Here is a 19,439-nt window from a genome sequence, read left to right as displayed (position 1 = left end):
GCGGCCTCAGCCCGCCTGGGCGAGCCTCGCGAGTGCGTCCAGCACCACCCGGCGGTCGGTCGTGCCCCACAGCGGCGGCAGGGCCCCGCGCAGGAAGGCGCCGTAGCGCTCCGTGGCGAGGCGCGAGTCGAGGACGGCCACCACGCCGCGGTCCGCCGTCGTGCGGATGAGCCGGCCGGCGCCCTGGGCGAGGCGCACCGCAGCATGGGTCGCTGAGACGCTCATGAAGCCGTTTCCCCCTGCCTGCGCGACGGCCCGGGAGCGGGCGGACATGAGCGGGTCGTCCGGGCGGGGGAACGGGATCCGGTCGATCACGACGAGCCTGCACGACTGCCCGGGGACGTCCACGCCCTGCCAGAGGGACATCGTCCCGAACAGGCACGTGTCGGGCTCGGCTGCGAACTGCTTCACGAGCGCACTCATGGACGACTCGCCCTGGCACAGGATCGTGGTCTCGAGCCTCGTCCGCAGCTCGTCGGCGGCCTCCTCGGCGGCGCGGCGCGAGGAGAACAGGCACAGCGCCCCGCCGCGCGAGGCGACAAGGAGTGCCTCCAGCTCGTCGAGTGCCTCCGGCGAGACGCCGCGGCCGGGCTTGGGGAGGTGCCGGGCGACGTACAGCATGCCCTGCTTCGGGTAGTCGAACGGGGATCCCACGTCCACCCCGGTCCAGGTGGGTGCGCCCGGGCCGAGCAGGCCGAGGGCGCCGGCGGTGGGCTCGAAGGCGGAGCCGATGGCGAGCGTCGCGCTCGTGAGCACCACGGTGTGCCCGTCGAAGAGGCCGTCGCGGAGCCTGCCGCCGATGCTCAGCGGCGCGATGTGGAGCATGGCCGGCGCATCGTCGTCAGGTGCCGAGTAGCCGGTGACGGGGTCCGGGGCGCCCATGCGGGTCACCCACACGACCTCGCGGTTGGCCTCGGCATCGAGGAGCCGCTCGCAGACCTCGAGGACGGCCATGAGCCGCGACCGCGCGACCTGGCGGGCGCCGTCGGCGGCCTGCGCCTCCCCCGGCTTCGACTCGGAGAGGGCGACGCGGCAGGCGTCCCGCACGAGCGCGACGTTCTGCGACTGCTCCTCGTTCAGGCCCCGCGGGAGGAGGCCGGTGGGTGCCGAGGTGAGCGAGAGCTCGAGGGCGGCCGCGGCGCCCTGGAGCGCCTCGACGGAGATGGTGCAGTGCCTGCGCGCGCTCGAGGCGGCGGCCTGGATCATCTGCCCGGACAGCTGGGCGCTCACGGCCCCGGTGACCCTGTCGGCAAGCTCGTGGGCCTCGTCCACGACCACCACGTCGTACTCGGGCAGGACGTTCAGGCCCTCGAAGGCGTTGATGGCGAGCATCGCGTGGTTGGTCACGACGATGTCGGCCTCCGCACCGCGCTGGCGGGCGAGCTCGCTGAAGCATTCGGCGGCGAAGGGGCATTTCTGGGCGCCGATGCACTCGAGCGCGGTGACGGACACCTGCCGCCATGCACGGTCGGTCACGCCCGGCACGAGGTCGTCGCGGTCTCCGGTCTCGGTCTCCTCGGCCCACTCCCGCAGCCGCTGCACTTCGCGGCCGAGCTGCGTCGCCGGCCCGGCGCCCGGGTGGGCGACCGCGCCCTCGCCGAGGGAGAACAGCTGCCCCTCGGCGGGCTCGTCGGTGGGGAACCCGCCCTCGAGCTTGTGCCGGCACAGGTAGTTCGAGCGGCCCTTCACGAGGGCCACGTCGACCGGCCTGTCCAGGTGCGGCGTGACTGCCTCGAGGAGGCGGGGCAGGTCGCGCCCCACGATCTGGGCCTGGAGGGCGAGCGTCGCGGTCGCGACGACGGCCGGCCGCTCGCTGGCCTGCGCATGGGCGATGAGCGGCACGAGGTACGCGAGCGACTTCCCGGTGCCGGTGCCCGCCTGGACGAGGAGGTGCTGGCCGTCGGCGATCGCCCGGGCGACCTGGCGGGCCATCTCGTGCTGGCCGTCGCGCTGCTGGCCGCCCATCGCGGCGACCGCCGCGTCCAGGAGCCCGAGGGCCTCGCGTTCGTCTCCCGAGCCGGCGGACGGGGAGCGCACGACGGCGGGCGCGCCCCCGCCGTCGTGCGCTGCGGTGTGGACGGGATCAGTCATGGACGACGAACGGCTCGAGCTCCGCCGCGAACTCCTTCCGCACCACGACCTCGACGCGCGTGCCCGCCTCGACATGCTCGAGCGAGTGGATCTCCGCGCTCGAGGTGTGCAGCCGGTTGAGGATGTCGCCGCGGCTGTAGGGCACGAGGATCGTCAGGGCCACGTCCGGGCGCGGGATCGCGTCGCTGATGGCCTCCTTGAGCTCCGTGATGCCCTGCCCCGTCCGGGCCGAGACCACGACGTGGCGCGGCTCGCGCTGCCGGAGCCGCTCGAGGACGAACGGGTCCGCTGCATCGGCCTTGTTCAGGACGATGATCTCGGGAACCTTCCGGGCGTCGACGTCCGCGAGGACGGCGCGCACGGCGGCGATCTGGCCCTCGGGGTCCGGGTGCGAGGCGTCCACCACGTGGAGGATCAGGTCGGCGTCCGCGACTTCCTCAAGGGTCGAGCGGAAGGCCTCCACGAGCTGCGTGGGCAGCGAGCGGACGAATCCGACCGTGTCCGCGAGCGTGTACGGCAGGCCGTCCGGAGTCTCGGCCCGGCGCACGGTCGGGTCGAGGGTTGCGAACAGCGCGTTCTGCACGAGCACGCCCGCGTCGGTGAGCCGGTTGAGCAGCGAGGACTTGCCGGCGTTCGTGTAGCCGGCGATCGCGACCGAGGGGACCTCGTTGCGCCTGCGGTTGGCCCTCTTGGTCTCGCGGGCCGGCTTCATGCCCGCGATCTCGCGGCGCAGCTTGGCCATGCGGGTGCGGATGCGCCGCCGGTCGAGCTCGATCTTGGTCTCGCCCGGGCCGCGGGAGCCGATGCCGCCGCCGGCGGCGCCGACGCGGCCGCCGGCCTGCCGGGACATCGACTCACCCCAGCCGCGCAGGCGCGGGAGCAGGTACTCGAGCTGCGCCAGCTCCACCTGGGCCTTGCCCTCGCGGCTCTTGGCGTGCTGGGCGAAGATATCGAGGATGAGCGCGGTCCGGTCGATGACCTTGACCTTGACGATGTCCTCCAGCCCGCGGCGCTGGGACGGGGAGAGCTCCGAGTCCACGACCACCGTGTCGGCCCCGGTCGCGGCGACGATGTCGCGCAGCTCGAGCGCCTTGCCCGAACCGAGGAACGTCCCCGCATCGGGCTTCTGGCGGCGCTGGACCACGCCGTCGAGCACCTCGGAGCCGGCGGTCTCGGCGAGCGCCGCCAGCTCGCGGAGGGAGTTCTCCGCATCTTCGAGCGTGCCCTCGGACCAGAGGCCGGCGAGCACCACGCGCTCGAGGCGCAGCTGCCGGTACTCGACCTCGGTGACGTCCTCGAGCTCGGTCGAGAGGCCCGCGACCCTGCGCAGCGCGCGCCGCTCGGCGAGGTCCTGCTGGTCGCCGTCGTAGTCGCCGTGCTCGGTCTCGACGTCGGAGATGGCCAGCGCCCGTCGGTCGCCGAAGGCCCTGCGCGGGGCCTCGGTGTCCTGGTCGGCGCGGGCGCCCTTGGCGGTCGCGGCCTCCTCCTTGGCGAGGATCCTGTCGATCACCGCCTGGATGTCGGCCGGGCTGAGGTCCTGGGGCGCGTTGCTGCCCCCTGCCGCACGGGACGAACCCGTGGTGTGCTGTTCGTCGGTCATGGTCTCCTTCGAGGATGCAGTTCCAGAATAGTGCGGGCGCGCGGCGGCGCCACTGCGAGGCGTGATGCGCTGTGGAAAAGCGCCGAGAGGGTGCTCGGGTAGCACGCTGCTCCTTGGATGTCTCTGTTCATGGTCCGGCCGGGATGGTCATCGGCTCGGGGATCTGCCCGGAAGCGTCGGCTGCTCGCCCATCAGGGGGCAGCACGAGGCGTCATCGGGTCACTTGAACAGGCGCATGGACCAAGTATACGGGATGCGCGGAGCCCTCCGCGGTACACCGCGGGCGCGCGGCTCACGCCCGCGGGCGGATTCGCACTAGGCTCGATTCCCATGGACCAGGCTCATTACTTCAACGCCGACCCGGGCATCCCGGACGTGCGCCGGCCGCTCGCCGTCGTCCTGGAGGGGCGCGAGGTGACCCTGCGGACCTCGGCGGGCATCTTCAGCCCGGACGGCATCGACAAGGGCACGGCGGTGCTCCTGGCCGAGGCCCCCGACCCGGCCCCGGAAGGCGACCTGCTCGACATCGGCTGCGGCTGGGGCCCGATCGCCCTCACGATGGCCCTGCGCTCCCCCGCGGCCCGGGTCCACGCTGTCGACGTCAACACCCGCAGCCTGTCCCTGACCGCCGAGAACGCCGGCCTGCTCGGGCTCGCGAACGTCGCGGCGGAGCTCCCGGGCGACGTCGACCCAGCCATCCGCTTCGCGACCATCTGGTCCAACCCGCCCATCCGCATCGGCAAGGACGCCCTGCACGAGCTGCTGCGCACCTGGCTGCCCCGGCTCGAGGTGGGCGGCGAGGCGTGGCTCGTGGTGCAGAAGAACCTCGGCGCGGACTCGCTCGCGCGCTGGCTCGCCGAGGAGCTCGGCGACGCGTACGACGTCGCGCGGCCGGCGACGTCGAAGGGCTTCCGCGTGCTGCGCCTCACCCGCCGCCGATAGGGGGCGCGCCCGTGACGGAAGTCTTCACCATCGGCCATTCGACCCGGCAGCTCGAGCAGCTCGTGGCGATGCTGCTCCCCCACGGGGTGACGCAGCTGGTGGACGTACGCTCGTTCCCCGCGTCGAGGAAGAATCCCCAGTGGAACCAGGACGCGGTCCGCGAAGGCCTCCCCGCCGGGCTCGGCTACCAGTGGCTGCCGGCACTCGGCGGCCGCCGGCACACGCCGGCCGGCACCCCGACGCCGAACGGCGGGTGGCGGGTCAAGGGCTTCCGCGACTACGCCGACTACATGGCCGGCAGTGCCTTCCACGAGGGCCTCGCGGAACTCATCGGCCTGGCCGAGCAGGGCGTCCCCGCCATCATGTGCAGCGAGGCCGTGCCGTGGCGCTGCCACCGCAGGCTCATCACCGACGCTCTCCTCGTGGCCGGCGTCGAGGTGGTGCACCTCATCTCGCCCACGTCCGAGGAGCGGGCCCGGCTCACACCGTTCGCCCGGGTCGACGCGGACGGCGGCATCACCTACCCGCCCGCGGAGGGGAACGGCGCAGGCTGACCCCCTCAGGCGAGGGTGCCGTGCGCCACGATGACGGCGGGGCCGGAGAGCTCGACGTGCTCGCGCCCGTCGGTGCCCGGCACGAAGGCCACCCCGACGGTGCCGCCCGGGACGGCGACCGCCCACCGGTCGGGGGCGCCCGCACCGGCCCAGTGCCGGATGGCGACCGCAGCCGCGCACGCCCCGGTGCCGCAGGACTGCGTCTCGCCCACTCCGCGCTCGTGCACGCGCATGGTGATGCTCCCCACGCCCGAGGCCACGAGCGGGTCAGAGGGCACCACGAACTCGACGTTGGTCCCGTGCGGCGGCATGGGATCGACGAGCGGGGCCGTGTGGAGGCCGAGGCCGGCGAGCTCGCCCGGTTCGGCGAGCGCCACCACGGTGTGCGGGTTGCCCATGCTCACGCTCAGGCCGGGCCGGGCGACGTCGAGGCCTACGGCCGTCACGGTCGCATCGCTCGCGTCGGCGGCCGCACGATCGGGATGGATGAACGCCCACGGGCCCATGTCGACGGCGAAGCCGTCCTCTCGCCGCTCCACGCGCTTCACGCCGGCCCGCGTCCCGATGGGCAGGACCTCGCCGGGCGCGAGCTGGACGAGGCCGGCATCGAGCAGGAAGGCCACGAAGACGCGCACGCCGTTGCCGCACATCTCCGAGAGGGATCCGTCAGCGTTGCGGTAGTCCATGAACCACTCGGCGTCCGGCTCCTGGGCGAGGACGGCCTCGCCCTCGGGCAGGCGGCGCGAGCGGATGGCGCGGATGAGGCCGTCGGCGCCGAGGCCCTGGTGCCGGTCGCAGAGCGCGGCCGCCTCGGCCTCGCCGAGGTGCAGCGCGCCGTCGGGATCGGCAACGAGCACGAAGTCGTTGCCGGTGCCGTGCCCCTTGGCGAAGGGAAGGCCTGCGAGGGAGGCGAGGACGTGGGGGGCCGAGGTCGCCGGAACGGTCATGCGGTCAAGCCTACCGGGCCGCCCCGGGCCCTGCGCCGGGAGCCGTCCCGGGCGCCGAGGAGGGGCACGTCGCTGCGGAGGGTAACGGCGCTGCCCAGGCGGCGTCGGCCTCCCTGACGACGGCGAGCGCCCGCCCGAGCAGGTCCGGCGCCTGCGCGTCGAGCCAGTGCACCCGCGGGTCGGCGCGGAACCAGGTGATCTGCCGGCGCGCGAACTGCCGTGTGGCGACGATGGTCTGCTCCGTGGCCTGCTCGGTGCTCGAGGCCCCGTCGAGGACCGCGAGGAACTGGCCGTAGCCCAGAGCGCGCGAGGCGGTGCGGCCCTCGCGGAGCCCCGCGGCGGCGAGCCGGGCGACCTCGGCGGCCAGGCCGGCGTCGACCATGCGGTGGACGCGGGCGGCGAGGCGCCGGTGCAGCGCGGCCCGGTCGAGGTCGAGGCCGATCTGGACGGCCGGGGCGGCGTACTCGCGCTCGGGCATGAAGGAGCTGAAGGGCCGGCCGGTGAGCTCGTGCACCTCGAGGGCGCGGATCACCCGCCGCGCGTCCCCCAGCCGTCCCGCTGAGACGGGGTCGACGCGGCGCAGCCGCTCGCGCAGCGGCCCGAGGCCGTGCTCGTGCGCCTCGGCCTCGAGTCGGGCGCGCACCGCCGGGTCTGTGCCTGGGAACTCGAGGACGTCGAGCGCGGCGCGCACGTACAGGCCGGAGCCGCCCGCGAGGATGGCGCGCCGGCCGCGCGCGTGGATGTCGGCGATGGCGGCGCGGGCCCAGCCCTGGAAGCGGGAGACCGAGGCCTCCTCGGTGACCTCGAGCACGTCGAGGAGGTGGTGCGGGACGCCGCGGCGCTCCTCGGGCGTGGCCTTGGCGGTGCCGATGTCCATGCCGCGGTAGAACTGCAGCGCGTCGGCGTTGACGACCTCGCCGCCCAGGGCGAGCGCAAGCTCGACGGCGAGGTCCGACTTGCCTGAGCCGGTCGGCCCCACGACCGCGATGACCGGCGGCGCCGGAGCGGGGAGGCCAGCGGGGACGACGGCGGGCGACGCCTCCGGTGGGGGCACCACGGCGGGTGGGCGGCCGGCGTCGTCCGCGGGACCCGCCTGCTCGCCCGGTGCGGTGTGGCCCACGGGGGCTATGCGCCGCGGACGGGCAGCGTCGGCATCCCGAGGCTCACGCCGCGGGACGTGGACCCGGCACCCGGCGAGGGCACGCCGCAGGAGTCCGCCTGGGCCCGGTCCCACGCGTCGCCGGCGCGCGAGCGGCGCAGCGAGTAGTCGGCCGGGCCGGCGGGGTCCGCGATGAGGTGGAACGCGGCGGCCTCGGTCACGGTCACGGTCACCAAGTCCCCCGGCCGGGGGGCGGGCGCGCCGTCGGGGACGGAGAAGTGGACGAGGCGGTTGTCCCGCGCACGCCCGGAGAGGCGGTGGGTTTCCCCCGCCTTGCGTCCGGCCTGCGCTGTGGCCATGACCTCGATCGTGCGGCCCACCTGGGCCGCGTTCTCCTCGGCGGCGATCCTGTCCTGGAGCGCGATGAGCCGCTCGTAGCGCTCCTGGACCACGGCCTTGGGCAGCTGGTCCGCCATGGTCGCGGCCGGCGTCCCGGGGCGCTGGGAGTACTGGAAGGTGAAGGCGCTCGAGAAGCGGGAGCGCTCCACGACGTCGAGGGTCGCCCGGAAGTCCTCCTCGGTCTCCCCCGGGAAGCCCACGATGATGTCGGTGGTGATGGCCGCGTGCGGGATGCGCTCGCGGACCTTCTCGAGGATGCCGAGGAACTTCGCGCTGCGGTACGAGCGGCGCATCTCGCGCAGGATCCGGTCGGAGCCCGACTGGAGCGGCATGTGCAGCTGCGGCATCACATTGGGCGTCTCCGCCATCGCGTCGATGACGTCGTCCGTGAAGGCCGCGGGGTGCGGGCTCGTGAAGCGCACGCGCTCGAGGCCCTCGATCTGGCCGCACGCCCTCAGGAGCTTGCCGAAGGCGAGCCGGTCGCCGAACTCGACCCCGTAGGAGTTGACGTTCTGGCCCAGGAGGGTGACCTCGATCGCGCCGTCGTCCACCAGGGTCTGGACCTCGGCCAGGATCTCGCCGGGACGGCGGTCGCGCTCCTTGCCGCGCAGGCTCGGGACGATGCAGAACGTGCACGTGTTGTTGCAGCCGACCGAGATGGAGACCCACCCGCTGTACGCCGAGTCGCGCTTGGTCGGCAGGGTCGAGGGGAACACCTCGAGCGATTCGAGGATCTCCAGCTGGGCCTCGTCGTTGTGGCGCGCCCGCTCGAGCAGCGCGGGGAGCGCGCCGACGTTGTGGGTGCCGAAGACGGCGTCGACCCACGGCGCCTTGGCCAGGATCGTGTCGCGGTCCTTCTGGGCGAGGCAGCCGCCGACGGCGATCTGCATGCCCGGGTGCCGCTCCTTGACCGGGCGCAGCTGCCCGAGGTGGCCGTAGAGCCTGTTGTCCGCGTTCTCGCGGACCGCGCAGGTGTTGAAGACGACCACGTCCGGCTCGGAGCCCTCAGCTGCCTTGGTGTAGCCGGCGGCCTCGAGGAGGCCGGACATGCGCTCGGAATCGTGGACGTTCATCTGACAGCCGAAGGTGCGCACTTCGTAGGAGCGCGGCGCGGCCGTGCTGACGGGCTGGGCCGTCGGGGCGGGCAGGGTGGAACTCACCCGACAAGGGTACCGGCAGCAGCCCGGCAGCTCCGCATGCCGCCCAGCCGATGCCGGGGGCGGGGCCGGGGCTGGGGCCGGGCGCGCGGCCAGGGCGTCAGTACCAGTTGTCGGCGACCTCGTGGGCCCAGGCGCCGCAAGGTGAGCCGTAGCGGTCCCTGATGTACCCGAGTCCCCACGTGATCTGGGTCTGGTAGCTGGTGAGCCAGTCGCTGCCCGCGGTGGAGTACTTGGACGGCGGCAGCGCCTGCGCGATGCCGTAGGCGCCGCTCGAGGGGTTGGTTGCATCCGTCATCCAGCTGGACTCCTTGGTCCAGAGGTTGACGAGGCAGCCGTACTCGCCGCCGCCCCAGCCGTACCCGCCGAGCTGGCTGGAGGCGAAGGCCTGCGCGCCGGCGGGGTCGTCCGCGACGCCGACCCCCGGGCTGACGACGGGCGGGGGCGGGGGCGGGATCACCACCGGCGCGGGGGCTGGGGCAGGCTGCTGGGCCGCTGCGGCGCTCTGCCGCTGGAGGGCCTGCTGCTGGGCTGCCTGCTGGGCCTGCTGCTGCGCCCGCTGGGCAGCGGCCTCGGCAGCGGCCCGGCGCTGGGCCTCGAGGGCAGCCTGCTCGGCGGCGCGGCGTTTGGCCTCCTGGGCTGCCTCGTAGGCGGCCTGCGCAGCCTGGCCCTCGCGGTAGCCGCGTTCGACGTTCGCCGAGGTCCCCTTCAGGTCGGCGAGCTGGGCGAGCAGCGTGTTCTCGTGCTGTTGTGTCTGGGAGACCATGTCCTCGGCCTGCTTCTGGGCGTCCTGGGCGGCGCTGAGCTGCTGGGCCGCGGTCGCAGCGAGGTCGGCCAGGGCATCTTTGGCCGCGCGCGACTTCTCCTCGGCGGCGGTCGCAGCGTTGGCCGCCACGCGGTAGTCCGTGACGGCCTGCGCCGCCTGGTCGCCGAGAACCTGCAGGGTCTGGAGGCGGCCGATCCCGTCCTGCTGCCCCAGCACGGAAAGGGTCTCGATGGGATCGCTCGGCGAGCCGCCCATGTAGGAGTCGGCGGCGAACTGCCCGGCGGTGCGCTGGGCGGCGTCCCGCTCCGACGCCCGTTTGGCCGACTCCTGCTCGAGGGCGGCGACCACCTGCTCCTGGTCCTTGACGGCCTGTGCGGCCTTGGCATAGGCGGCGCCGGCGGACACGGCCTTGGCCGAGGCATCGGCGGCGCTGGACTCGACGGTGGTCAGCAGGGACGCGATCCGGTCGCTCTCTGCCTTCGCGGAGTCGACATTCGCCTTGGCGGCCTGGACGTCCGCCCACGTCGGGTAGCCCGAAGGAGGCGTGTTGTCGTCGGCCGTCGCACTCGGCGCCGCCGCCGGCACGACGGAGGTCAGGCAGAGCGCAAGGACGAGCGCGCCCCGGGCGGCACGCACGCGGCCGCCTGCGAGGGCACCTCGTTCTGATCGCACGCGTCAGACGATACCGCAGGAATCCCGTTTGTCACTCTAGTCACAGGATTCTCAGCAATCACACAGACACGCCGCGGGCGTTCGGGAACGGGCGGCCGCCTACCCATGCCGGCTTCCACGGCCTCCGCCCGCGCGACGTCAGCCCTCCCCGTGCTCGGCCTCCCCCGTGCCCTCGAGGACCTCCGCGGCGATCCTGAAGGCGGCGCCGGGAGCGTGGCCTTTGCGGGCGAGCATTGCCACCAGACGCCTCAGCTCCTTGTCCCGCGCCGCAGGGTCGTCCGGGTCGAAGGGCCGGACCCGGCGGGCGAGCAGGCGACGCGCCGCCCCCTCCTCCGCCTCCGGCGAGAGCTCACCGAGCGCGTCCTCCGCGGCATCGCCCGTGATCCCCTTCTCGCCGAGTTCCCGCCGGAGGGCCGCCCTGCCGAGCGACTTCGTCTCGCCGCGGCTGCGAACCCAGAGGCGGGCGAACTCCGCGTCGTCCACGAGGCCCACTTCCTCGAAGCGGTCCAGGAGCCTCTCCGCGAGACCGTCCGGGACATTGCGCTCGCGCAGCTTCCGCTCGAGCTGCAGCCGGCTGCGGGGGCCGAGGGTCAACTGACGGAGCAGGATCGCCCGGGCCACCGACTCCGGGTCGGGCTCGGGATCCTGCTCCGCCTGCGGAGGTACAGGACGTCCGCTGCGGGCCGCCATGCGCCTACTCGCCGTCGACAGCCTTCAGGCGCGGCTGCTCCTCGCCCGACTCGGGCTTCACGCCGACGCCGAGCTTCTCCTTGATGAGGCGCTCGAGCTCCGCGGCGAGTTCGGGGTTGTCGCGCAGGAACCGACGGGAGTTCTCCATGCCCTGGCCGAGCTGGTCGCCATCGTAGGTGAACCAGGAGCCGGACTTCTTGATGATGCCGTGCTCCACGCCCATGTCGATGATGCCGCCCTCGCGGGAGATGCCCTGGCCGTAGATGATGTCGAACTCGGCCTGCTTGAAGGGCGGAGCCATCTTGTTCTTGACGATCTTGGCCTTGGTCCGGTTGCCCACGGAGTCCGCGCCCTCCTTGAGCGTCTGGATCCGGCGGACGTCGATGCGGACGGACGCGTAGAACTTGAGCGCCTTTCCACCCGTGGTCGTCTCGGGGGACCCGAAGAACACGCCGATCTTCTCGCGGAGCTGGTTGATGAAGATCGCGGTGGTCTTCGTCTGGTTGAGGCGGCCGGTGACCTTGCGCAGCGCCTGGCTCATGAGGCGGGCCTGGAGGCCGACGTGGCTGTCGCCCATCTCGCCCTCGATTTCGGCGCGCGGCACGAGCGCGGCGACGGAGTCGATGACGATGATGTCGAGGGAGCCCGAGCCGACGAGCATGTCCATGATCTCGAGCGCCTGCTCGCCGGTGTCCGGCTGCGAGACGAGCAGCGCGTCGGTGTCGACGCCGAGCTTGGCCGCATACTCCGGATCCAGGGCATGCTCGGCGTCGATGAAGGCTGCGATGCCCCCGTTCCGCTGCGCGTTGGCGACGGCGTGGAGCGCGACCGTCGTCTTGCCCGAGGACTCCGGGCCGTAGATCTCGACGACGCGCCCACGCGGAAGGCCGCCGATTCCGAGGGCGACGTCGAGCGCGATCGAGCCGGTCGGGATGACCTCGATCGGGGCGCGGGTATCGTCCCCGAGGCGCATGATCGACCCCTTGCCGAACTGCTTGTCGATCTGCGCGAGCGCTGCCTCGAGTGCCTTCTGGCGCTCTGGCGTTCCTGCTGCCATGTCTACCTCCGGGTCTGGTCGTTCGCGGCAGTGCCCTGTCCTGCCCGCCGCTCCTCCATGCCGCTCACGCTACCGATGCCCACCGACAGTCGAGCGCGTCGACCCTGCTATGTGCACATCTCGCCGCGCCGCCGCGCGTGGAATCTTCTGTGGAGGACATTACCCCTCTCCCGAACACATCTTCGAATCCTGCGCGGCGTGTCGTGGATCCGGTCATCAGTCCTTGAGCGGGCGGTCCTTGCCGAGCCGGCGCTCTGCGGGCACATCCTGCAGGTCGCAGACGGCGAGCCACACGGCGCGGGGGTGGACGCCGGCCTTGAGCGCCTCCTCTGCAGTACGGCCGCCGACGGCGGCGAGCACTGCGGACGAGGCCAGGACATGGGCGTACCCGCTGCCGAATTCGTCTTCCATGAGCCGCCAGAAATCGCTGTTCCTCACTGGTCCATTCTCCTCCACCCGCCGGTGCCGGCCACGCGACGCCAGCACCGGCGCACCTAAGATGGTGGCATGCCTTCTCCGCCTGCCTCCGCCGGGTTCGACGCCGCCCTGGTCGACGTCGAGCAGCAGCTCGGCCTGTTCTGGCGGCGCGGGCGCGCCGCGTCCCTCGGCCTGTCGAAGGACCTCCATCCCGAGCTCGACCCGGCCGCCTACGGGCTGCTGACGATCCTCCACGGTGAAGGGCCCCGACGGGTCACCGACCTCGCGGCGACGGTCGGCGTGGGCAAGCCCACCGTGAGCCGCCAGATCGCGCTCCTCGAGGAGATCGGACTCGTGGCCAAGGAGGCCGATCCCCACGACCGCCGCGCCCAGCACGTGGCCCTCACCCCGGCCGGCCGCAGCCATGTCGAGGACCTGAGGGCCCGCAGGCACGAGTACTTCGCCGAGCGCCTCGCCGCGTGGAACACGGGCGAACTGGCCGAACTCGCCCGCTACCTGCACCGGCTCAACGAGGATCTGGCGCCCCGCGCCTGACTGGTCCCCGGCGACGCTGCGCACCTCACGCGGCCAGCACCCCTGGACCCCCGGAAGCCCAGGACACGACGAAGGGCCGGGCGCCCGGCGCCCGGCCCTCCCCCTGCTGATGACGTCAGCTGACCTGGGTCAGTTCGGCGTCGAAATCCGTGTTCATGTCCCGCCCGTACCGCTGGGCGAACTCCTGGGGCACCGTGTCCGGAATGGTGATGCCCTCCGCGACGGCTACCCGGTCGCTGACCTCTCGCAGCATGACCGAGAGCGGGACGTCCAGTGCGGAGCAGATCGACGACAGCAGCTCTGAGGAGGCTTCCTTCTGGCCGCGCTCCACCTCGCTCAGGTACCCGAGCGATACACGCGCGTTGTGCGAGACTTCACGGAGCGTACGGCCCTGGCGCTGGCGGACGTCCCGCAGGACGTCTCCAATCTCATGACGCAGAACAACCATCTTGCGCTCCTTCTGTTCCTGCTTACCGATGTCGGCCAATCCCACATCACGCCAGCGCACTACGCCGTTGACGGATACGGGCTGCTTAACCATGTGTATCGATGCGCTCCTTGGCTGGGGCTCCCCGACAGTCGGGGCTCCGTGTGACTCATCCTAGTGGTGCCGCCATCGCTTGACGACACTATCCACAACTCTGAAGACACCTGCATTGTTCCCCGCCGCGCGCCGCATCGAACCAATTCACAGCTCGCTCCCAGTTTCGGGGCCGGGTCTGCGGCCGGAGTGCCGGAGCGCTTCGAGGAGGACGGCCAGCGCCGCCTCGGTCGCTGCACGGCGGATCGCGGCACGGTCGCCATCGAACGTGTAGGCGCGCACGGCCGAGCCGCCCGGCCCCGAGACCCCGACGAACACTGTGCCGACCGGCTTCCCGTCATGCGGCTCGGGGCCCGCCGCGCCCGTCGTCGCCACCCCGTAGTCCGCGCCGCAGACCCGTCTGGCGCCGTCGGCCATCTGCCGGGCCACTTCGGCGTCGACCGACCCGGCCCGCGCGAGCAGTTCCGGTGAGACACCGAGCACCCCCGCCTTGACCTCGCTCGCGTAGCTCACGACGCCGCCCCGCAGCATCCCGGACGCGCCGGGGACGTCCGCGAGGGAGGCCGCGACGAGCCCCGCGGTGAGCGACTCGGCGGTGGCGGCGGTGGCCCCGCGGGCGATGAACTCCTCCACCACCTCGCGCGCTGTCACGCCCCGGGCATGGTCCGCGGGCACCGGCTCACTGCTCCTTCTGCGCGGCCGCCCGCAGCCGCGCGGCCTTGAGGACGTAGTCGGCTCCGGTGACCACGGTCACGGCAAGGGCCAGGAGCATCACCCAGAAGGCGACGGCCGAGAGCACGGCGAGCCCGGGGGTCAGCGGGAAGAGGTAGAGCAGGATCGCCACCGTCTGGAGCACGGTCTTGAGCTTGCCCCCGCGCGAGGCCGGCATGACGCCGTAGCGGATCACGACGAAGCGCAGGGCGGTGATGCCCCACTCGCGCAGGAGGATCAGCACCGTGATCCACCAGGGCAGCTCCGCCAGCACCGAGAGCAGGACCAGCGCCGCCCCGGTCAGGAGCTTGTCCGCGATCGGGTCGGCGATCTTGCCGAAGTCGGTGATGAGGTTGCGCCGGCGCGCGATCGAGCCGTCGAGCTGGTCGGTGTAGATCGCGACGGCGAAGAGGGCGAAGGCCACCCAGCGCAGCGGCCCGTGCGCGGAGCCGTCGGCCAGGAGCGACCAGATGAAGAACGGCACGAGGACGATCCGCGCCATCGTGAGGATGTTCGGGAGATTCCAGAGCTGGGAGGGGGACGCCGACGGCGAGGTGGTCACCGTCTCAGCCTAGCGTCCGGTCAGCGACCACGCGTCTTCGCCGCCCTCGTCGTCGTCACCGTCGTGGTAGTCGACCGCCTGCGGCCGCGCGTCCAGGTCCCTGGCCACGACGTCCTCAGCGTAGGGCGAGTCGTTCTCGTACTGGCCCAGATGGTGGTTGGCGCTGGCGTTGTCGGCGAGTGCCTCGTCGGCCGCGCTGGACGCCGACGACGGCGCGTCCTGGCCGCGCAGCGCGGCCAGGACGGCCGGCAGGTCATCGGGCTTGACGAGGACGTCGCGTGCCTTGGAGCCCTCGGACGGCCCGACCACGCCGCGGCTCTCGAGCAGGTCCATGAGCCGGCCCGCCTTCGCGAACCCGACCCGCAGCTTGCGCTGGAGCATCGACGTCGACCCGAACTGGGTCGTGACCACGAGTTCGGTGGCCTGCAGCAGCACCTCGAGGTCGTCCCCGATCTCCTCGTCGATCTGCTTCTTCTCCGGCTCCGCGGCCACGTCGTTGCGGTAGGTGACCTGGAGCTGGCCCTTCACGTGCTCGACCACCTTGTGGATCTCCGACTCGGAGACCCAGGCGCCCTGGACGCGCATGGGCTTCGAGGCGCCCATCGGCAGGAACAGCGCGTCGCCCTGGCCGATCAGCTTCTCGGCGCCGGGCTGGTCGAGGACCACGCGGGAGTCGGTGACCGAGGAGGTCGCGAACGCCATGCGCGAGGGCACGTTGGCCTTGATGAGGCCTGTGACGACATCGACCGAGGGGCGCTGGGTCGCGAGGACAAGGTGGATGCCCGCGGCGCGCGCGAGCTGGGTGATGCGCACGATGGAGTCCTCGACGTCCCGGGGGGCGACCATCATGAGGTCCGCGAGCTCGTCCACGATGACGAGCAGGTACGGGTAGGCGCGGATCTTCCGCTCGGAGCCCGGCGGGGGGACGACCTTGCCCGCCCGGACGGCCTTGTTGAAGTCGTCGATGTGCTTGAACCCGTAGTTGGCCAGGTCGTCGTAGCGGGCGTCCATCTCGCGGACCACCCATTGGAGGGCCTCGGCGGCCTTCTTGGGATTCGTGATGATCGGGGTGATGAGGTGCGGGACGCCCTCGTACGCCGTGAGCTCCACACGCTTCGGGTCGACCATCACCATGCGCACCTCGTCCGGCGTCGAGCGCATAAGGATCGAGGTGATCATCGAATTCACGAACGAGGACTTTCCCGCGCCGGTCGCGCCGGCGACGAGCAGGTGCGGCATCTTGGCGAGGTTCGCGACGACGAATCCGCCCTCGACGTCCTTGCCCACGCCCATCACCATGGGGTGGTCAGTCCGGCGCGCGTTCTGGCTCCGCAGGACGTCGCCGAGGGACACGGTCTCGCGGTCGGTGTTGGGGATCTCGATGCCGATGGCGCTCTTGCCGGGGATCGGGCTCAGGATGCGCACGTCGGAGCTCGCGACGGCGTAGGCGATGTTCTTCGACAGCGCCGTGACCTTCTCCACCTTGGTGCCCGGCGCGAGCTCGATCTCATAGCGGGTCACCGTGGGACCGCGGGAGAAGCCCGTGACCTCGGCGTCCACATTGAACTGGGTGAGCGTGCTGGTCAGCGCCGCGACGACCGCGTCGTTGGCCTCGGTCCGCTCCTTCGGTGCCGAGCCCTGGACGAGGAAGTCCGAGGACGGCAGCGTGTAGGCGACGTCACCCGAGAGCTGGAGCTGCTCGGTGCGCTGGGGAATGGGGGTGGGCGGCGGCGCTGGCGCCACCGGTGTGGAGGGGACGTGGACGGCCGGGGCCGCGTTCGGGGTCGGCAGCCCGACCGTCGGGATGGCCTCGGTGGCACCCTCCACGGGCTTGCCGTCCGCGCCCTGCTCGCTGCCGCGGCCCTGGGCCGCACGGATCTTCTGGATGGCGGCCTCCGCCTGGGACCGGCCTGCTGCTGGGCCCGCCGTCGCGTCAGTCGCGTCGGGATCGTCGACGACGGCGCGCTCGTAGGGCTCGTCTCCGGCGAAGCCGTCACCGGGCTCGGGCGCGTCCTCGCCGTCCTTGCCGAACAGCCGCCGCTTCTTCGTGCGGCGCTCGCGGGCGGCCTCCTTGGCGCGTCGCTCCGAGTCGTACAGGTAGCTGCGGTCGTGCTCGTCCTGCTCCTCGGGCGTCAGGTCGAGGCCCATGAGGTGCTCCCAGGCAGCGCGGATCCGGCGCGGGATCGCGGCGAACGGCGTGGCCGTGACGATGAGGACCGAGACGAACGCGAGCGCCGAGTAGACGATGACCGGGATGGCGGGGTGGACGGCCGCGAGGAGGGATGCGGCGAGGAAGCCGAGCATGCCCCCGGCAGCCCGGAGCCCGTCGAAGCCCGCGGCGGCGGAGGGCAGCCCCCCGAGGACATCGGCGATCCCGGTGGCGGCGAACGTCATGACCAGGAAGCCGATGCCGACCCGGTTGTTGCCGCGGTGGTCGGCGGGCTTGCGGAACAGCCGGAACGCGCACACGGCGAGCATGAGCGGCAGCAGGAGCGAGACCCAGCCGAACGTACCGTTGACGACCGCGTAGACCGCGTCCGGGAACCAGCCCTTCCAGCCCCACCATGCGAAGGTCGCGATGAAGACGGCGAGGACCAGGTTGAACAGCGCGGCGCCGTCGCGGCGCTCCTCGGGGTCGATGTCGCTGACATCGGTCCCGATGCGGCGCACGCCTCCGCCGACGGTGCGTGCGAGGGCGCCCCACGTTCCGCCGATGAGGCGCGCCGCCCACGGCTGCCCCGAGTCCGTCGCGGTCACGCCACGTGGCGACGTGCCCCCCTTGCCTGATGCCTTGGCCCGGGACGCGCCCGCGCCCGACCGCCCCCGTGCCGCGGGCGCCGTGGTCCGGGTGGGTCTGGTCTTGGACGTGCCGGCCTTTGGCGTGGAAGAGGTACGAGTCGCCATATTCGCCACGGTACCGCGAAAGGCCGCCGCTCCCGCGGATTTCCACGGGAGCGGCGGCCTTCTCCGGCCGGAGGGCGGGGCGTCAGGCCTCCAGGATCACCGGGATGATCATGGGCTTGCGCCGCAGCTTGCGGCTCACCCAGGTGCCGATGACCCGGCGCACCACCTGCTGGAGCTGGTGGGCCGTGTGGTCCGGCTTGGCGAGGATTGCCTCCTCGAGGGCCGCGTTGATCTTGGGGATGATGTCGTCGAACACGGCGTCGTCCTCGGCGACGCCGCGGGCGTGGATCTCGGGGCCGGTCACGACCTTGCCCGTCGAGCGGTTCACCACGGCGATGACCGAGATGAAGCCCTCCTCGCCCAGGATCCTGCGGTCCTTGAGGTCCACGTCCGTGATCTCCCCGACGCTGCTGCCGTCGACGTAGACGAAGCCGACCTCGACCTGCCCGACGATCTTCGCGACGCCGCCCTTGAGGTCGACCACGGTCCCGTTGTCGCCGAGGATGACGCTGTCGGGCTCCATGCCCGTCTCGAGGGCCAGGTTGCCGTTGGCGATGAGGTGGCGGGTCTCCCCGTGCACCGGCATGGCATTGAGCGGCTCAACGATGTTGTAGCAGTAGAGGAGCTCGCCCGCGGCAGCGTGGCCGGAGACGTGGACCTTGGCCATGCCCTTGTGGATCACGTTCGCGCCGAGCTTGAGGAGGCCGTTGATGACGCGGAAGACCGCGTTCTCATTGCCCGGGATGAGCGAGGAGGCGAGGATCACGGTGTCGCCCTCGCCGACCTGGACCCGGTGGTCGCCGTTGGCCATGCGCGAGAGCGCGGCCATGGGTTCGCCCTGGGATCCCGTGGACATCAGCACGAGGCGGTGGTCGGGGATGGAGTCGATGGCCTTCATGTCGACGAGGATGCCCGGCGGCACGTCGAGGTAGCCCAGCTTGGCCGCGATCCCCATGTTCCGCACCATCGAACGGCCCACGAAGGCAACCTTGCGGCCGTGCTGGTGGGCGGCGTCGAGCACCTGCTGGACGCGGTGGACGTGCGAGGAGAAGCTGGCCACGATGATCCGCTTGCGCGCCTGGCCGAAGAGCCGGTCCAGTGTGGGGCCGATCTCCTTCTCAGCGGTGGTGAATCCGGGGACGTCCGCGTTGGTCGAGTCCGCCATGAACAGGTCCACGCCCTCCTCGCCGAGGCGGGCGAAGTGGCGCAGGTCCGTGATGCGGCCGTCGAGCGGGAGCTGGTCCATCTTGAAGTCGCCCGTGTGGAGGACGGTGCCCCCGGCGGTGCGGATGAAGACCGCGAGCGCGTCCGGGATCGAGTGGTTGACGGCCACGAACTCGGTCTGGAAGGGACCGAAGTCCAGCACCTGCCCCTCCTCGACGACCCGCAGCACCGGAGTGATGCGGTGCTCGGCGAGCTTGGCCTCGACGAGGGCGAGCGTCAGCTGCGACCCGACGAGGGGGATGTCCCGGCGGTGGCGCAGGAGGTACGGGACGGCTCCGATGTGGTCCTCGTGGCCGTGGGTGAGCACGACGGCGAGGATGTCCTGGATGCGGCCTTCGAGGTAGGAGAAGTCGGGCAGGATCAGGTCCACGCCCGGCTGGGTCTCTTCGGGGAAGAGGACGCCGCAGTCGACGACGAGGAGCTTGCCCTCGATCTCGAAGACGGCCATGTTCCGCCCGACCTCACCGAGCCCGCCGAGCGGGACGATCCGCAGGGTCCCCGACGGGAGCGGGGGCGGAGTGGTGAGGACGGACAGGGCTCGTTGGGTCATG

17 protein-coding genes are annotated in these 19,439 nt (G+C 72.1%); 3 read left to right on the top strand and 14 right to left on the bottom strand.

The genetic code is table 11. From position 1 onward, the window contains the following. Nucleotides 1–6: 6 nt before the first annotated feature. Together J2W21_RS05230 and hflX are read right to left on the bottom strand one after the other, a co-directional pair. Nucleotides 7–2,091 carry an ATP-dependent DNA helicase gene (locus J2W21_RS05230; RefSeq protein WP_307113437.1) on the bottom strand — a complete coding sequence of 695 codons (2,085 nt, stop codon included), beginning with the start codon at nucleotides 2,089–2,091 and terminating at the stop codon, nucleotides 7–9. Continuing rightward, entirely contained in the window at nucleotides 2,084–3,691 is a 1,608-nt protein-coding gene (hflX, locus tag J2W21_RS05225; protein ID WP_307113436.1) for a GTPase HflX, read from the bottom strand. Before hflX ends, J2W21_RS05230 begins: the two co-directional genes overlap by 8 nt. A 330-nt stretch (nucleotides 3,692–4,021) precedes the next feature. Here hflX and J2W21_RS05220 point away from each other — a divergent pair, with 330 nt between their 5' ends. Together J2W21_RS05220 and J2W21_RS05215 are read left to right on the top strand one after the other, a co-directional pair. Next, complete coding sequence (locus J2W21_RS05220; RefSeq protein ID WP_307113435.1) at nucleotides 4,022–4,633, top strand: class I SAM-dependent methyltransferase; 612 nt, start codon at nucleotides 4,022–4,024, stop codon at nucleotides 4,631–4,633. Nucleotides 4,634–4,644: 11 nt separating this feature from the next. Then, nucleotides 4,645–5,187 (top strand): DUF488 domain-containing protein, encoded by a 543-nt coding sequence (locus J2W21_RS05215; RefSeq protein WP_307113434.1) that lies wholly within the window; start codon nucleotides 4,645–4,647, stop codon nucleotides 5,185–5,187. Nucleotides 5,188–5,192: 5 nt separating this feature from the next. Here the strand turns inward: J2W21_RS05215 and dapF are convergent, their stop codons facing one another. The 7 genes from dapF to J2W21_RS05180 form a co-directional block, all read right to left on the bottom strand. Next, entirely contained in the window at nucleotides 5,193–6,134 is a 942-nt protein-coding gene (gene dapF, locus J2W21_RS05210) for a diaminopimelate epimerase (protein ID WP_307113433.1), read from the bottom strand. A gap of 10 nt (nucleotides 6,135–6,144) precedes the next feature. Beyond that, complete coding sequence (gene miaA, locus J2W21_RS05205) at nucleotides 6,145–7,188, bottom strand: tRNA (adenosine(37)-N6)-dimethylallyltransferase MiaA (protein WP_307113504.1); 1,044 nt, start codon at nucleotides 7,186–7,188, stop codon at nucleotides 6,145–6,147. A gap of 71 nt (nucleotides 7,189–7,259) precedes the next feature. Then, nucleotides 7,260–8,792 (bottom strand): tRNA (N6-isopentenyl adenosine(37)-C2)-methylthiotransferase MiaB, encoded by a 1,533-nt coding sequence (miaB, locus tag J2W21_RS05200; RefSeq protein WP_307113432.1) that lies wholly within the window; start codon nucleotides 8,790–8,792, stop codon nucleotides 7,260–7,262. Between the two features lie 97 nt (nucleotides 8,793–8,889). Continuing rightward, complete coding sequence (locus J2W21_RS05195) at nucleotides 8,890–10,227, bottom strand: lytic transglycosylase domain-containing protein (RefSeq protein ID WP_307113431.1); 1,338 nt, start codon at nucleotides 10,225–10,227, stop codon at nucleotides 8,890–8,892. Between the two features lie 138 nt (nucleotides 10,228–10,365). Further along, the gene (locus tag J2W21_RS05190) at nucleotides 10,366–10,917 is read right to left on the bottom strand and encodes a regulatory protein RecX (RefSeq protein ID WP_307113430.1); all 552 of its coding nucleotides are present in this window, start codon (nucleotides 10,915–10,917) and stop codon (nucleotides 10,366–10,368) included. Nucleotides 10,918–10,921: 4 nt separating this feature from the next. Beyond that, nucleotides 10,922–11,974: a recombinase RecA gene (gene recA / locus J2W21_RS05185; protein WP_066497272.1), complete on the bottom strand. Its 1,053-nt coding sequence runs from the start codon at nucleotides 11,972–11,974 to the stop codon at nucleotides 10,922–10,924. 216 nt (nucleotides 11,975–12,190) lie between these two features. Beyond that, a complete protein-coding gene (locus J2W21_RS05180; RefSeq protein WP_307113429.1) occupies nucleotides 12,191–12,412 on the bottom strand; it encodes a DUF3046 domain-containing protein in 222 nt (73 codons plus the stop codon). A gap of 69 nt (nucleotides 12,413–12,481) precedes the next feature. On the opposite strand from J2W21_RS05180, the gene J2W21_RS05175 reads away from it, so the two are divergent. Further along, a complete protein-coding gene (locus J2W21_RS05175; RefSeq protein WP_307113428.1) occupies nucleotides 12,482–12,946 on the top strand; it encodes a MarR family winged helix-turn-helix transcriptional regulator in 465 nt (154 codons plus the stop codon). Between the two features lie 115 nt (nucleotides 12,947–13,061). Here the strand turns inward: J2W21_RS05175 and J2W21_RS05170 are convergent, their stop codons facing one another. The 5 genes from J2W21_RS05170 to J2W21_RS05150 all read right to left on the bottom strand — a co-directional run bounded on the left by J2W21_RS05170 (nucleotide 13,062) and on the right by J2W21_RS05150 (nucleotide 19,438). After that, nucleotides 13,062–13,487 (bottom strand): helix-turn-helix domain-containing protein, encoded by a 426-nt coding sequence (locus J2W21_RS05170; RefSeq protein ID WP_066497267.1) that lies wholly within the window; start codon nucleotides 13,485–13,487, stop codon nucleotides 13,062–13,064. A 147-nt stretch (nucleotides 13,488–13,634) separates the two neighbouring features. After that, nucleotides 13,635–14,162 carry a CinA family protein gene (locus tag J2W21_RS05165; RefSeq protein ID WP_373423064.1) on the bottom strand — a complete coding sequence of 176 codons (528 nt, stop codon included), beginning with the start codon at nucleotides 14,160–14,162 and terminating at the stop codon, nucleotides 13,635–13,637. Nucleotides 14,163–14,166: 4 nt separating this feature from the next. Continuing rightward, complete coding sequence (pgsA, locus tag J2W21_RS05160; RefSeq protein ID WP_307113427.1) at nucleotides 14,167–14,760, bottom strand: CDP-diacylglycerol--glycerol-3-phosphate 3-phosphatidyltransferase; 594 nt, start codon at nucleotides 14,758–14,760, stop codon at nucleotides 14,167–14,169. A gap of 9 nt (nucleotides 14,761–14,769) precedes the next feature. Next, complete coding sequence (locus J2W21_RS05155; RefSeq protein WP_307113426.1) at nucleotides 14,770–17,664, bottom strand: FtsK/SpoIIIE family DNA translocase; 2,895 nt, start codon at nucleotides 17,662–17,664, stop codon at nucleotides 14,770–14,772. 82 nt (nucleotides 17,665–17,746) lie between these two features. Further along, nucleotides 17,747–19,438 (bottom strand): ribonuclease J, encoded by a 1,692-nt coding sequence (locus J2W21_RS05150; protein ID WP_307113425.1) that lies wholly within the window; start codon nucleotides 19,436–19,438, stop codon nucleotides 17,747–17,749. Between the last annotated feature and the right edge of the window lies 1 nt (nucleotide 19,439).

This window comes from Sinomonas atrocyanea, from assembly GCF_030811715.1.
Classification (GTDB): domain Bacteria; phylum Actinomycetota; class Actinomycetes; order Actinomycetales; family Micrococcaceae; genus Sinomonas; species Sinomonas atrocyanea_A.
Note: the sequence above shows the minus strand (reverse complement) of the source record. Positions and strands in the feature narration are given on the sequence as shown.